Annotated in this window: 10 protein-coding genes; 4 read left to right on the top strand and 6 right to left on the bottom strand. The window is 74.7% G+C overall.

The features are described 5' to 3' along the window. Positions 1–251 precede the first annotated feature (251 nt). Positions 252–1,835 carry an AMP-binding protein gene (locus tag ABZW10_RS21640; protein WP_355368264.1) on the top strand — a complete coding sequence of 528 codons (1,584 nt, stop codon included), beginning with the start codon at positions 252–254 and terminating at the stop codon, positions 1,833–1,835. 22 nt (positions 1,836–1,857) lie between these two features. Here ABZW10_RS21640 and ABZW10_RS21635 read toward each other — a convergent pair whose 3' ends face one another. After that, entirely contained in the window at positions 1,858–3,066 is a 1,209-nt protein-coding gene (locus ABZW10_RS21635; protein ID WP_355368261.1) for a Dyp-type peroxidase, read from the bottom strand. An 85-nt stretch (positions 3,067–3,151) separates the two neighbouring features. Between ABZW10_RS21635 and ABZW10_RS21630 the strand changes: the two genes are divergently transcribed. Further along, positions 3,152–4,444: a right-handed parallel beta-helix repeat-containing protein gene (locus ABZW10_RS21630; RefSeq protein ID WP_355368258.1), complete on the top strand. Its 1,293-nt coding sequence runs from the start codon at positions 3,152–3,154 to the stop codon at positions 4,442–4,444. Between the two features lie 60 nt (positions 4,445–4,504). Here ABZW10_RS21630 and ABZW10_RS21625 read toward each other — a convergent pair whose 3' ends face one another. The 4 genes from ABZW10_RS21625 to ABZW10_RS21610 all read right to left on the bottom strand — a co-directional run bounded on the left by ABZW10_RS21625 (position 4,505) and on the right by ABZW10_RS21610 (position 10,435). Further along, on the bottom strand, positions 4,505–5,317 hold the full coding sequence (locus ABZW10_RS21625; protein ID WP_355368255.1) for a hypothetical protein: 813 nt from the start codon (positions 5,315–5,317) through the stop codon (positions 4,505–4,507). Between the two features lie 163 nt (positions 5,318–5,480). Further along, positions 5,481–8,291, bottom strand: coding sequence for an SdrD B-like domain-containing protein (locus ABZW10_RS21620; protein ID WP_355368252.1), 2,811 nt, complete (start codon positions 8,289–8,291; stop codon positions 5,481–5,483). A 174-nt stretch (positions 8,292–8,465) separates the two neighbouring features. Next, positions 8,466–10,130: a WD40 repeat domain-containing protein gene (locus tag ABZW10_RS21615; protein ID WP_355368249.1), complete on the bottom strand. Its 1,665-nt coding sequence runs from the start codon at positions 10,128–10,130 to the stop codon at positions 8,466–8,468. Positions 10,131–10,198: 68 nt separating this feature from the next. Further along, positions 10,199–10,435 (bottom strand): hypothetical protein, encoded by a 237-nt coding sequence (locus ABZW10_RS21610; protein WP_355368246.1) that lies wholly within the window; start codon positions 10,433–10,435, stop codon positions 10,199–10,201. A 100-nt stretch (positions 10,436–10,535) separates the two neighbouring features. Between ABZW10_RS21610 and ABZW10_RS21605 the strand changes: the two genes are divergently transcribed. Together ABZW10_RS21605 and ABZW10_RS21600 are read left to right on the top strand one after the other, a co-directional pair. Beyond that, a complete protein-coding gene (locus ABZW10_RS21605; protein ID WP_355368243.1) occupies positions 10,536–11,627 on the top strand; it encodes a DUF5937 family protein in 1,092 nt (363 codons plus the stop codon). Positions 11,628–11,936: 309 nt separating this feature from the next. Further along, entirely contained in the window at positions 11,937–12,875 is a 939-nt protein-coding gene (locus tag ABZW10_RS21600; RefSeq protein ID WP_355368240.1) for a LuxR C-terminal-related transcriptional regulator, read from the top strand. Positions 12,876–12,914: 39 nt separating this feature from the next. Here the strand turns inward: ABZW10_RS21600 and ABZW10_RS21595 are convergent, their stop codons facing one another. Then, entirely contained in the window at positions 12,915–13,598 is a 684-nt protein-coding gene (locus ABZW10_RS21595) for a response regulator transcription factor (RefSeq protein WP_355368237.1), read from the bottom strand. Positions 13,599–14,133 lie beyond the last annotated feature (535 nt).

Below are 14,133 nucleotides of genomic sequence, written 5' to 3'. Positions count from 1 at the left end.
CAGCGCCCCGGAGGAAGGGTGGTGGCCCCGAGCGCGCACCCGCATGTGTTGACGGCCGCCCGCCCGGGCAGCGGCCACGGCCACCGGATCCACCTGTTCAGCGGCGGCTTTCACCGGATCGGCCCGCCCGCGGCGCCGGCCCCGGGGGTGCGCTGACGACCCCTCACCCATGCGTCCGGCAGCGGCCTTTTCCCGCCGGATACCCGCACGAGGTTGCCGGCGCGGCGGCGGGGCGGGGTTAGCCTGAGCCCATGGTTGCAAACTACAAGGAAGAAGTAGCCATGGGCGACGCGGAGTTCGTCAGCGGCCCCGCCCTGATCCTCCGCTCCCTCGCGTCCGCCCCCGACCGGCGGGCCGTCATCGGCGCCGACGGCACCGTGATCACCTCCGGCGACTTCGCCGCCGCCACCTACCGACTCGCCCACGAGCTGATCGCCCGGGGCGCCGCCCGCGGCACCACCGTGACCCTGCTGACGGGCAACACCCCCGAGGCCCTGGCCGCCCGGTACGCGGCCGGCCTCGCGGGCGCCCGGGTGGTGAACCTGTACGACGGCATGAGCGCCCCGGTCCTGGCCGAGATCACCGCGAGCGTCGATACGACGATCCTGCTCGTGGACGCCGAACGGTACGCCTCCGCCGCCGAGTTGCTCCCGCTGATCGACGTGCCCACCGTGCTGACCCTGGGCCCGGGGCCGGACGCCGGCTCCGGCACGGCCGTCGGCGAGGACGTCGTCGCCGCCTCCGTCCGGCGGCCCGCCGAGCCGCCGGACGTCCGGATCGGACCCGAGGACGACCTCAACATCCGCCACACCGGCGGCACCACCGGCATCCCGAAGGGCATCCTCAGCCTGCACGGGCCCTACCGCCACGTCTTCGACGCCCCGATCGGCAGCGACCCCGCCGACGGACCGCCGCGCCTGCTCGTCGCCACCCCGCTCGCCCACCTCGCCGGGATCCTCGCCGACCTGACCCTCCGGCGCGGCGGCACGGTCGTCCTCCAGCGCTCCTTCGACCCGGGCGCGGTCCTGGCGGCCGTCGAGCGCGAACGCATCACCGACCTCTGGGTGCTGCCGCCGCTGCTCCACCAGCTGCTGGACCACCCGGCGATCGGCCGCACCGACCTCTCCGGCCTGCGGCAGGTTCTCTACGGGGGCAGCGCCTCCTCGCCGACCCGGATCCGCGAGGCGCGGAAGGTGTTCGGGCCGGTGCTGGTCGGCATCTACGGGATGTCGGAGACGCAGCTGATCTCCGTGCTCACCCCGCGCGAGCACGACCGGACCGGCCAGGGCGGGCAGGTCTCCGTCGGGCGGCCCGTCCCGGGCGTCGAGGTGGCGATCCGCTCGCTCGACGGCACCGACCTGCCCACCGGCGAACAGGGCGAGATCCACCTGCGTTCCGGCACCGTCATGGCCGGGTACTGGAAGCGGCCCGACCTCACCGCCGCCGTGCTGCGCGACGGCTGGCTGAACACCGGCGACGTCGGCTACTTCGACGAGGACGGCTACCTCTACCTCTCCGACCGGGCCAAGGACCTGATCATCGTGGTCGGCGGGCACGTCTACCCGTCCGAGGTGGAGGACCTCCTGCTCACCCACCCGGCGGTCGCCCGCTGCGCGGTCTTCGGGGTCCGCGACGACCAGGAGGCGGAGCACGTCCACGTCGCCGTCGTCCCCGCCCCGGGGCAGCGGCCGGGGCTGGACGAGCTCCGTGCCTTCGTCACCGCGCGCAAGGGCCGGATCTTCGCCCCCGAGGTGCTCCACCTCGTCGACGAGATCCCGCTGACGCCGGTCGGCAAGCCGGACAAGAAGCGGCTGCGCGAGGCCGCCACGACCTGAGGGCGCACCCCGTCGACCGGGGTCAGGCCCAGAGCCGGTCGCCGAGGGTGCCGCCCTCCGGGGCGCCGGGGAGGACGTAGGCGACGGCGGAGGCGTTGTGTTCGAGGAAGGGGTTGAGCGCGTCGCGCTCGGCGAGGCGGTTCTGCACGCGGGTGAACTGGGCGGCATCGCGCATGAAGGCGCAGAACAGCAGGCCGCGGTCGCCGGGGGCGTCGTCGTAGCTGTAGCCGCGGCGCAGCATCCGGGCGCCGCCGTCGAGACGGGGGCCGGTGAGGCGGACGTGGGCGGTGTTGGGGATGACGTAGGCGCCGTCGGGGTGCTTGGCGTAGAGGTCCGGCTCGTCGCGCTCGGCGGTGCCGGTCAGCGGGGCGCCGTCGCCGATCCGGCGGCCCATGGCGAGGTTCTGCTGCTCCTCGGCGAGGGCGGCGAACGCGGCGGTGTCCATCCGGATCCGCCGGTAGACCAGGACGGTGGCGTTCTCGTGCGGCCCGGGCGGGCCCCAGACCCACTGGCGGGCCTGGTCCCCGTCCGGGTTGGCGGTGCCGTCCTTGAAACCGAACAGGTTGCGGGGCGTGGTGCCCGGCGCGGTCGGGGGCAGGAAGCCGGACTGCGCCCAGCGGGGCACGGCGCCGGCGCCCCGGGCGGCGGTGGTGGCGAGTTCGGCGACGACCGCGAGCGTCCAGGGGTCGGCGGCGCACAGCTGGAGCAGCAGGTCGCCGCCGCTGAGGGCCTCGTCGAGCCGGTCGCCGGGGAACGGCGGCAGCTCGGCGAATCCGGCGGGGACGGCGAGGGCGAGCCGGGCGGCGAGGCCCGGGCCGAGGCCGACCAGCGAGGTGAGCCGGGGGGCGCGCCCGTCGGCGCGCAGCCGCGGGTCGGCGGACGGTCCGGCCGCCGCGGCCAGGGTGCGGGTCCAGGCGGCGAGCAGGGAACGCAGGGCCTCGCGGTCCGCGGGGGTGGCGGCGGCGGGGAGGTCGAAGGCCAGCAGCTTGGTCGCGGGCAGCTGCGGGGCCGTCAGCCCGGCCTGCCGGACGCCGTGGAAGGGGATCGGCGCCTCGGGCGGCGGCCCACCGGTGGTGCCGCGATCCGTCCGGTCCTTGCCCGCGAGATCGGCGACCGTCGCGCCGACGCCGGCGGCGAGCGCCGCCCCGGCCGCCAGCAGCGCCCGTCGCCGCCCGACGCCGGAGGCGGCGGAGGGGTTCGACGACGTGGCATTTTCCGATCCGGTGGGCATGCGCCCTATTGGAGACGATAGAACACGTGCCATGCAAATCACGTTTCCTGATCGTCAATCATCCCGCCGGACCGCTGTCGCCGCCGTGTCCGCCGCCGCGGTCGTCCTGGCCGCCGCCGGGTGCTCCTCCGCCGGTCCGGCCGCGCAGGACGCCAAGCACCCGGCCGGGAGCGTGGTCCGCGTGCCGGAGGACTTCCCGACCGTCCAGAAGGCGGTGGACGTCGCGCGCGAGGGCGACACGGTGCTGATCGGCCCGGGCACCTACCGCGAGAGCGTGCGGGTCGCCAAGCCGAACATCGTGGTGCGCGGCACGGACCGCTCCACCGTGGTGTTGGACGGCGGGATGAAGCTGGTCAACGGCATCACCGCCACCGGCGCCGGCACGGTGGTGGAGAACCTCACCGTGCACGGCTACCTGGCCAACGGCGTGCTGTTCACCGGCGTCACCGACGAGAAGCTCCAGCAGCGCGGGGCGGGCGGCTCGGCGTACGACCCGCTGGACACCCAGCGCTTCCCTCCCGTGGTGGGCTTCCGGGCGACCCGGGTGACGGCCTACAACAACGGGCTGTACGGCATCTACGCCTTCGACGCCCGCGCCGGGGTGATCGAGGAGTCCTACGCCTCCGGGCACGCCGACTCCGGCATCTACGTCGGCCAGTGCAAGCCGTGCCAGACCTTGGTGCGCGGCAACACGGTGGAGCGCAACGCGGTCGGCATCGAGCTGACCAACGCCTCCGACGAACTGTCGATCCTGGGCAACCGCGCGGCGGGCAACCGGGTGGGCGTGACGGTGAACTCCAACGACCTGGAGGCGCTGGCCCCGCAGCACGCCGCGGTGATCGCGGGCAACGTGGTGGTCGACAACAACGCCGCCGACTCGCCCCAGCAGGCGGACGGCGCCTTCGGCATCGGCATCGGGATCGGCGGCGGCACGGCGAACCGGGTGGAGCGCAACCTGGTCCGGGGCAACCGCGCGGCCGGGGTGATCGTCACCGACCCGGCGGGCCACCCGGCGAGCGGCAACCGGGTCGAGGGCAACCAGGTGGACGGCAACGGCGCCGACCTGGTGCTCGCCTCCGTCGACCCGGGCAACTGCTTCAGCGGCAACCGGCCCGGTACGCAGAACCCGGACGGGCTGGAGGCCGCGGCGGCCTGCGGCGGGCCGGCCCACGGGCCGCTGGCCGCCGGGCGGGCGGCACCGGTCCAGGCGCCGCCCGGCGTGCCGTTCAGCCAGGTGCCGGCCCCGCCCGCGCAGCCGTCGCTGGCCGATCCGGCGGCGCCCGGCCGGCCGGCGACCGGTCTGCCGGGGGCGGTGGACCCGGCGGCGTACGCGTTGCCGACGGACCCCGCCGCGCTGCCGCCGCAGCCGGCGCGGTGACGGGCCGACGGGGGTGACGCGCTGACGGGCTGACGGGCCGGCCGGGGGACGGTCAGCCGGTCAGCCGGTGAGCCAGGGCGCCTCGGGGAGCTTGGCGGTGTCGTCCCGCCCGGCGAACTCGACCGTGGTCGGGGTGCCCAGGCCCGGCATCCGCATCGTCAGCTTCCGCAGCCCGCCGTCGCCGTCGACCCAGTACGTCAGCGGCGAGCGCTCGCCGTCGGGTGCGGCGCCCTGGGCGCGCGGGCCGGCGAACCGGTCGTGGTCGCGGCCGTCGAGGCGGTCGCGGCCGAGCCAGCGCGCCCCGGACTGGGCGAGCAGCAGCGGGTTGTCGGGCCGGTCGGCGCCGAGCTGGACGATCAGCTGGAGCCCGGCGTCCAGCGGGTCGGCGGTGTAGCCGCGCGGGGACCAGCCCTGCCGCGGGACGCGTTCGGCCTGCTGCCAGGCCGGGCCCTCCGTGCCGGCCGGTTCGGGGGCGAGCCCGAGGCCGCCGGCGTCCCAGACGACCAGGCCGTGGTCGAGCGCGCCGCTCGCCCCGGTGACCTGGTAGCGGCCGGTGCCGCGGCGGTTGCGGTAGTCGACGACGCCCTCGACCCGGACGGCGACTCCCCCGCCCTCGGAGGCGTCGAGCGTCACCCTGACCGGGCTGGCCTGGAACAGGTTGAGGCGTGACAGGGCCAGCCGGGCGGCCTCGTCGACGGTCACCGGCCGCTCGCCCGGCTCGTCGGACAGCGTGCGGTACGCGACCAGGCCGCCCACGGCGGTGGCGCACACCGCGAGCGCGATCAGGCTCCGGAGCCAGTACGTCCGGCGACCCGGCCCGGGGTCGGTCCTGGGGGTGGCGGCCTTCGTCTTCCGGGCCATCTTCCGGGCCATGCGGATGCCTTCTCTCGTCGGTCGGTCACAACGGCACGGGCGGGCCCGCGCAACGCACGGGCGGGCCCGCGGACCAAGAGGTCCACGGACCCGCCCTGGTGCCTCGGCGGCCACCGCGCCGGACCGTGTCACGGGCCCGGCGGAGTGAGCCGTCGGAGGCAGGTTAGCGGTGCTGGGCCCGGCGCCTGCGTGCCATCAGCACGAGCACCGCGCCGAGGACGGTCAGCGTGCCCGCCCCGGCCGCCATCACCGGGATGCCCTCGTTCGTACCGGTGTTGGCCAGGTGCGATCCGGGGGCGGGGGTGGCCGGCGCCGGCGGCGTCGCGGCCGGGGACGGCAGCGTCGGCGCCTGGGTCTGCGTCGGCACCGGCGTCGGGGTGGGAGTCGGCGTCGGCGTCTCGGTGGGCGTCGGCGTCGGCGTCGGGGTGGCCGTCGGCGTCGGCGTCGGCTTCAGCTTGTTGACGGCCGTCACCTCGACCCCGGCGGCCAGGTTGTCGGCGTTCAGCACCAGCGGGCCGAACACCGTGGTCTCCGGCGCGGAGTAGCCCTCGGGCGGGCTCACTTCCTCCCAGTAGTACGACCCGGCCACGCCGCTGCCCTTGCAGATGCCGTCGGCCCCGGTGGTGCAGGGCTCGCCGACCTTCGCGTCGGGCTTGTCACCGGTGCTCTGCAGCCCGGCGGTTCCGTTGGACTCCTTCCAGAGCTGGAACTTCGCGCCCGCCAGCGGCTTGCCGTCCTGGTCGTGCTTGACCAGGCGCAGCGCGCCCTCCTGCTGGCGGAACCCGAAGTCGTAGGTGTGGTCGTTCTCGCCCGGACCACCGGTGGTCAGCGCGCGCTCGGCGTACTGCCCGCCCGCCGGGACGACACCCTTCGAGTTGATGAAGGCGTTGTCGCCGACGTCCGAGTCGGTCGGCACCCACTGGTAGAGGGGGCCGCCCTTGGCGTAGTCGGCGGGGTTGTCGAGCCGGACGGTGTACTTCGTGCGCGGCTTGAGGCCGCCCGTGACATTGCTGTCGTCGAAGTAGTACTCACCGCGATCGGTCGTCCTGGTGGTGCCGACGAGCTTCCCCGCCTCGTCGTAGAGGTTGACCGTCGCCCCGGGCACCGGCTTCTGACCCGGGCGCTGGATACCGCTGCGCTCGGGGTCGTACCAGACGCGGTTGCCGATCTGCAGCGGCGCCTGGTCGCAGAGCACCTCCAGGTCGCCCATCGAGGCGCCCTTGCCGAACGGGTCGGGACCTTCCTTCGGGGTGAGCCGGAAACCGAACTTCGGGTCCTGCTGGCCGTTCCGCTGGAGGAACGACGTGCCGTAACCGAGCGCGGTGTGGTTCGGGTCGAAGGCGGAGGTCGCGATGGTGTTCTCGACCTTGGAGTCCGCGATGCCCGCGAACGCCGTGTTGCGGTGACCGCCCCAGCTGGTGTCGAAGAACCGGGTGCCCCGGACGGTCAGCCCGCAACCGTTGTTGGTGTCCATCACGTAGCCGCCGTTGGCCGGGCAGGCCTTGTTCAGGTCACCGCCCGACATGACGGCGGCGTACGGGATGCCGGACGGCGCGCGGTCGGCGAAGCGGTCGCGGAAGGCCAGCAGCATCGAGCCGTCGGTCTCGAACGCGATCTCGCCCAGCTCGGGTTCGGGCTGGGCGAGCAGGCCGGTGCCGCAGGCGTTGCCGTTCTGCGAGGTCGGCCAGCCGTTGGTCCACGGGAACCAGGCCGCACCCTCGCAGGGGGTGCCCGCCCCGACGGTCGACTGGCGCGGGTAGTCCAGCCGCTCGTTCAGGATCGCCGCCGAGAAGGCGCCGGTGTCCAGGTCGAACGGCAGGACCACGGCCCGCAGGTCGGACGCCTTGCCGGTCGACTCGCCCGAGCAGACGCCACCGAGGAAGCCGGTGCCGTCCTGGAGGCCGAGGCCGAACGGACGCCAGTCCCCGGCCGCCGGGCAGCCCGGGTCCGGGATGGAGTAGACGGCCTTCGGCGTGGCCGCCGTGGCCACCGTGGCGTTGTAGCGGTAGAGCTTGCGGTCGTTGAGGTTGACGACGAAGAGGTCCTTGCCGTCGTCGGTGACCTTGATGCCGCCGAGGCTCTCCTTGCCCGGCACCGCGATGAACCCGTCGTCGGTACCGCCGCCGTGGGCGGTGGAACCGGCGTTCGGGACCGTGGTGAACAGGGTCGTCTGCTTCGACGCCCAGTCGGTCACGTAGATCCCGCCCGCGCCGCCGGGACCGTAGTCCGTCGTGCGCTTGGCGACCGCCGAGGAGAACACCCGCCGGTCGGCCTTGTTCCACGCGATGCCGTACAGCGTGCCGGTGTCGGCGTTGGTGGCGACGTTGGTGGCCTTGAAGTCCTCGCCGTCCTGGCCGCGCGCGTTGTACGGGAAGGAGACCAGCGTGCGCTGCGCCCCGCCCTCGCGCGTGGTGGGCTGGCAGGTCGTCACCAGCGGGGCGTTCTTCTGGCAGTAGTCACCGGGGTTCCAGAGCCCGGTGAGCACCGTCGCGTTCTTGCCGCCGGAGACGTCGACGAACTCCTCGTTGCTGCTGAGCTGGTTGGGCGTGCCGCCCAGGCCCTCGCGGGAGGCGAAGGCCGGGTAGAGCGTGCCCGGCTTCGGGTTCACCACCTGGACGCGGTACTTGCCGCCGGTGAGCTTGGTTCCCGGCGTCAGCGTGACGGTGCCGTCCGCCGCCGTGGTGCCCTCGACCCCGGCACCGGTGTCGTCGGTGAGGGTCACCTTGACGCCGGCCATCCCGGGCTCCAGCCCGGGCGTCCACACTCCGTCGGTGTCGACGGCGCGGATCACGTGGACCGTCACCGTCCCGTCCGCCGCCTGCGGGAACGCGGCCGGGGCGGCCAGCAGCGAGCACGCCCCGATGCCGAGGAGCAGCGCCGCGGCGCCCCCCACGGTACGGCGTCCGGGCAGGCCCGGCCACCGCCGCTCCGGACCGCGAACGGCACCGGACTCCTGATCACGTGTCGTTGTCATCCCTGCTCTCATTGTCAGTCGGGCCTTCCGCCCGGACCCCGCGAGGACATTCGCGTGTGGCTGAAAAGCCGCCATGTTAACGGGAGCTTAAAGGGGCATCACTCAAGTTCGCAGGAAAACCAGGAACTTTGACAGCAGATCAGACGTTCCGATGGACTGTGCGCCGTTCGACCGTCAATGCGGGGAGAGGACGGCCAGATCGTGGCCGAACCCGGCCAGCACCCGGCCGTCCGCGGTGACGGCCAGGGCGGCGACCGGCTCCGGGAAGGCGAGTTCATCGCTCACGACCGGTTCGCCCGAGAGGTCCCAGACCCGAACGCGGTGTCGGACGGCGAACAGCGCGACGGGCCGGCCGTCGACCGTACCGGTGGCCGCCGCGGTCAGCCCCTCGGGCGCCAGGGCCGCCACCTCCGGGGCGAGCACGGCCTCCTCACCGGCCTGTCGCGCGGTCTCCGCTGCGGCCTCCGCTGCGGCCTCCGCGCCGGAGGCGAGGTCCCGGACCCGCTCCGTCGCGCTCTCGTGGGCGTCGGCGTGGGGCGCGGTGGACAGCGGCGGGCCGAGCGGCTCGCCGGTGGCGAGGTCCCACAGCCGCAGCACCTCGTCGTCGCCGCTCACGACCACCGGCCGGCCGTCGAGCACCGTGGAGGCGATCGCCCTGACGACGGCCCGGTGGCCCAGCGTCCGGCTCCCGACCGGCGGGGTGTCGGACAGTTCGAAGGCCCGGCCCCCCTCGCCGACCACCCAGCACCGGCCGTTCGCCACGGCGGTCGTCAGCCCGCCCCGGCCGACGGGCAGCCGGTCCACCCGCCGCAGCGGGTCGAGGCTCCACAGCTCGGCCTCCTCCAGCGGCTCGCCCCCGCAGGGGTCGCTGCCGACGGTGAGCAGATGGGGGCGTCCGCCGACCGCAGCGGCGACCGGCTGCCGGAGGTCCACATCCTCGGAGCACTCCTCGGCGACGCGTGCACCGGCCTGGAGGTCCCATATCCCGATCGTGCCGCGGAAGCCTCCCACCACCACGTGCGGGCGCCCGTCGAGCTCCAGCACGGCCCACGTCCGGAGGTCGTCGTCCTCCAGCACCACGATGCGGCCGGCGAGGCCGGAGGTCGTCAGGTCCCACAGGGCGAACCCGGCCCCGTCGTCACCCAGTACATGCGGGCGGCCGTCGAAGGTGAGCGCCGCGACGGTGGACGGGGCGGGCCCGGGTTCGTTCTCGTCGGTGGCCAGCGTGCCCAGCGGTTCGCCGGTGGCCGGGTCGAGCAGCGTCGGCACGCCGTTCCCGTCGCACCGGACGGTGACCGGCCGGCCGTCGAGCAGCGCGCTGCACTCCTGCCCGGGCACGGAGCCGGCGGCGGACGGCCGCAGGACCGGATCGCCGGTGACCGGGTCACGGAGCAGCAGCGCACCGTCCCGGTCGCGGACGAGGACGGCGGGGCGACCGTCGACGTCCACCAGCGGCGGCCCGGCCGCGTCGGTGGCGCCGAGCAGGCCGAGGAAGCGGGGGTGGACGCCGGAGCCGGTGGCCCAGTCCACCCGCCACCGCGCGTCCGGTGCCTGCGGGAGGGCCACGGCGGCCAGGCCGTCGGAGAGCGCCCGGTCACCGAAGCGGGCCGCGTCCAGCGCCAGGATCTGCCGCCGGGTGGCGGCGTCGGCCGTGCCGTGCGCCTGCGCGGACGCCCGGTACACGGCCGCCGCGAGCCGAGCGGTGGGGCCCCTCGCCGTGGCGAGCCCCGTCGCCACCTCGCCCGGGTCGGCGGCCACCAGGAACCGGTGGTCCGTCACCTGCGCTTGCCCGGTGGTGTGTTCGGCGGCCGGCACGCCGCCCGCGGGTTCCCCGGACATGCCCGGGACTGTAGCGGAACCGTCCGGCACCGCCGTGGCCGGGCACCCGCCCCCGGCACCGGTGGGCGCTACTCGGCGGACCAGCCGGTCCGCGCCCAGGAGCGCGGAGCTCGGCCGAGGGCCCGCCGCAGGGCCGCGCGGAGGCGGCCGGTGGCCGGGCGCCCGGCGAGGACGGCCCGGAAGCGGCGGTGGTCGCGGACCGCGCGCAGCACCTCGATGTCGCGGGCACCCGGAGCCGGCGGGGCGGGTTCGGCGTGCCGGTCGGCCCGGTAGCTGTCCAGGAGGTGCTGCTGCAGTGCGTTCATGCGATCACCGTGCACCCTGGCCGCCCCGGAGGTCCCGTCGATTGACGGCCCTGGTCAAATGGCGCGGCAGCGGCTCCGCCCGGTCCGGCACCATGGAGAGGTGAGCGTGACCATAGACATCACCGGACTGCCGCACGAGCGGATCACCTTCTGCCCCTCGCCGCTGGCCGAGCTCGGCAGCGCGCTGCACGCGCTGGCCGAGCCCGCTCACCACACCCGGCTGCGCGCGTGGACGACGGCGACCTCCGCCGCGCTCCGGCCGGAGCTGGCCGACCGGCTGCTCGAAGCCGACTTCATGTGGCGTTCGACACGCTCCGACTTCCTGATGCCCACCCGGCCCCGGGAGACGCTCGCCGAGGAACTGGACGACCTCGACCGCATGGACGACGAGCGGTTCGTCGGCGCGGCCCTGGAGATCTCCTGCAGCACCAGCCACTACGCCAAGGGCCTGCCGTCACCGCTGGTCGACGCCCGGTCGCGGCGCCGCGCGCTGGACCTGGCGGCGGCGCGCGGCCCGCGCCAGGCGGCGTTCGTCGAGCGGATGCTCGCCGAGCCCACCGCCACCCGCGCCTGGATCCGGCGGCTCCTGGAGGACTGCGACCGGGCCTTCTTCGCCGAGACCTGGCGCCGGGTCCGCGTCCAGCTCGCCGCCGACGCCCAGCACAAGACCGAACTGCTGCGCCGCAAGGGCCTGGCCCAGGCGCTCGCGGCGGCGTCGCCGGCGCTGAGCCTCCAGGAGGACGCGCAGGGCAGCCGGATCGTCGCCGACAAGCTGGTGCACGGCCGCACCGAGGCCCGCGGCCGGGCCGTCACCCTGCTGCCGAGCGTCTTCGGGTGGCCGCACCTGTTCGCCATCTACGGTCCGGGCTGGCAGCCCGTCGTCCAGTACCCGGTGGCCACCGACGAGGTCGGCGGCACCGAGTCCGTGGAAACGGTCACGCGGCGGCTCGAAGCGCTGACCCATCCGATGCGGATGCGGCTGTGCCGCAACCTCGCGCGCGGTGTGTACTCGACGAGCGAGCTCGCCGACGCGTACGGCATCACCGCCCCGGAGGTCTCCCGCCACCTCGCGGTCCTCAGGAAGGCCGGCCTGCTCGTCACCCGGCGCCGGGGCCGCTACGTCCTGCACCAGCTCGACCTCCCGGCCGTCGCCCGGCTCGGCAGCGACTTCCTGGAGTCCGTCCTGCGGTAGCGACAGCCGACGACGGGGTGAACGCGACGTGGACGAACAGCACCGTGCGACCTCGGATGGTTCGTCACCCCTAGGGGGTATGCCTGGAGTTAAGCCGCGGCACCCTTGACCGGGCGAATCCTTGCAGTAGTCTCGCCACCCGAACGCCGGGGAATCGGTTTCCCCGGTGTTCAATCACGCGTTCCCGCTCACGATCCGGATCTACGGCTGGAGTTCAAGGCGATGTCGGCGGCAACCGGTATCAACCCTCGCTTTGCGTACCGTGTCTACCACGCGCTCCTCCGCGCCGAGGACGGCCGAGCGGATCCGGTGGAGCTCGCCCGGGGGCTCGGCGCCTGCCCCGAGGACGTCCGGGAGGCCGTGGACTGGCTGGCCGAGCAGGGGCTTCTCGACCGGGATCCGGACTCGCCCGTCGTCCCGCCGCAGCGGGTGCTCAGCCGGCTGGTGGCGGACCAGCGGGAGCGGCTGGCCGAGTTCACCCGCGCCCAGGACCTCATCTCCGACCTGGCCGGCGGCCTGCTGGCCCCGCCGGCCGTCGGGAGCGGCCCGGTCGTCGACACCGGCCCGGCCGTCGAGGTGCTCGATTCGCGGGAGCAACTGCGCTCCAGGCTCTGGGAGTTGCATGCGTCCAGCCGATCGGAGGTGGCGGTGATGCTGCCCAGCGCGGCCGAGCGCGAGCCGCTGCAGCCGTCCATCCGCGAGGACGTGGAGCTCCTGCACCGGGGCATCCACTACCGGCTGGTGGCTCCGGCCTCGGCCCTGGGCAGTCCGGACGTCGTCGAGTACGTCAACGCGCTCCAGGAGGCGGGCGCCGAGGTCCGCACCGCCGAGTCGCTGCCGCTGCGGCTGGTCATCGTCGACCAGGAGAAGGTGGTCACCCAATCGCAGACGGAGGGGGCGCGCCGCAATGTGGTGATCGACGGCGGGCCGCTGGTCCAGCTGTTCACCCGGGTCTTCGAACACAGCTGGTCGACGGCCGAGCCGTACACCCGGCGGCGCCGGGGCGGCGCTTCGGCGCCGGTGCTCGCGGGCACCCATCTGCTGGTGCTGCGGATGATGGCCGCCGGGACGACCGACAAGGCGATCGCCCGGCACCTCGGGTACTCCGACCGGACGGTGCGGCGGTTCGTCGCCGAGATCCTGCGGGTGCTGGAGACCGACAACCGGCTCACCGCGATGGTGCGGGCCACCCGGCTCGGACTGCTGGAGCACGAGGCGCAGCGGGCGCCGGAGGTGGCGGCGCCCTGACCGCGCCGTCCGCGCCCTGCCGCCGGCGGCCGCGGGGGGCTACAACAAGCCGCGTTCGGAGGCGATCCGGGCGGCGTCGAAGCGGTTGCGGCCGTCGAGCTTGCGCATGGCGCCCGAGGTGAGGTTGCGGACGGTGCCGGCGGCGAGGTAGAGCTCGCGCGCCACCTCCTTCACCGAGGCGCCGGTCGCGGTCAGCCGCAGGATCTCGCGTTCGCGTTCGCTCAGCACCTGTTCGGCGAACGGCGCCGGCGCTTTCGGGGGGACGGCGGGCTCGGGCTCGCCGACCGCCACCCCTGCGAGGCCCGGTCCCCCGAGGCCCGGTCTCGCTCCGCCCGGTCTGCCGGCGCCCGGCGGTCTGCCGACGGCGGCGGCGTCCCGGATGGCGTCGACCAGGCGCGGGATCTTCGTCTGTTTGGGGACGACCCCGAGCACGCCCGCCGACACCGCGCGGTCCACCAGCGTCCGGGTGGGCCTGGCCGTCATGATGACGACCCGGCAGTCGGGCAGCCGTCGGCCCAGTTCCCGCACCAGGCGGAAGCCGCCCTGTGCGGTGCCCATGCCCAGCACGGCCACGTCCGGCCGTCGGCGCACCGCGACCGGGACGATCATCGAACTGCGGCTCACCGCGCCCACGACCTCGAAGTCCTTGACGCCGGAGAGGACCTCGGCGATCGCGTCCAGGGGCAGCAGCTGCTCGTCGGCTACCAACACACGAATGGTCATCACTAGGTCTCCCCCGAGGATCCCGTGAACGGAACTCATGGTGATCGTTTCGGTCGCAGGCCCAGTCTGCGGCCGCCCGAGCGGCCCCGTCGACGGCTCCGGGCGTCCGGTTGCGGACATGTCCGCGCCAGGACCGCCGGGACCGCCGGCAGTGGCGGGACCTGCGTGGTCAGTGGGTCTACGCGTGTCATGCGGTGACCCCTCAACCTATCCCCGCTCCGGGGGCCGACCCGATGCCCCGGGACAGGGACGTGACAAGTGTCAGTAAAAGCAGGTCAAAGCCTTGTCGCCGGTCACCGGCCAGGACCACGATGCGCACTGGTGATCGACTGCCGCTCGGGGCCCGTCCGCCCCGGGCGGCCCACCCGCACCCGTCCGTCCCGCCCTCCCCGTCCGCCACTCCGACGGCCGTCCACCCCGACACCCTCCACCGCCCGCGCGCCGCCGGAAGGCCCCGGCCCCGGCCCGCGCCGGACGTTCCCCGCCCGCCCGTGCGCCCCCGCGCGCCCCGGCCCCGAGCCGGACCACGACCGAA

Origin of the sequence: Kitasatospora sp. NPDC004723 (assembly GCF_040609255.1) — a bacterium.
Taxonomy (GTDB): domain Bacteria; phylum Actinomycetota; class Actinomycetes; order Streptomycetales; family Streptomycetaceae; genus Kitasatospora.
The sequence above is the reverse complement of the archived record's forward strand: the minus strand, read 5'-3'. Positions and strand labels throughout refer to the sequence as shown.

Coding starts and splice junctions, on each gene's coding strand:
- ABZW10_RS21640 (WP_355368264.1), top strand. CDS start 252: ATGGTTGCAAACTACAAGGAAGAAGTAGCCATGGGCGACGCGGAGTTC.
- ABZW10_RS21635 (WP_355368261.1), bottom strand. CDS start 3,066: ATGCCCACCGGATCGGAAAATGCCACGTCGTCGAACCCCTCCGCCGCC.
- ABZW10_RS21625 (WP_355368255.1), bottom strand. CDS start 5,317: ATGGCCCGGAAGATGGCCCGGAAGACGAAGGCCGCCACCCCCAGGACC.
- ABZW10_RS21620 (WP_355368252.1), bottom strand. CDS start 8,291: ATGACAACGACACGTGATCAGGAGTCCGGTGCCGTTCGCGGTCCGGAG.
- ABZW10_RS21615 (WP_355368249.1), bottom strand. CDS start 10,130: ATGTCCGGGGAACCCGCGGGCGGCGTGCCGGCCGCCGAACACACCACC.
- ABZW10_RS21610 (WP_355368246.1), bottom strand. CDS start 10,435: ATGAACGCACTGCAGCAGCACCTCCTGGACAGCTACCGGGCCGACCGG.
- ABZW10_RS21595 (WP_355368237.1), bottom strand. CDS start 13,598: ATGACCATTCGTGTGTTGGTAGCCGACGAGCAGCTGCTGCCCCTGGAC.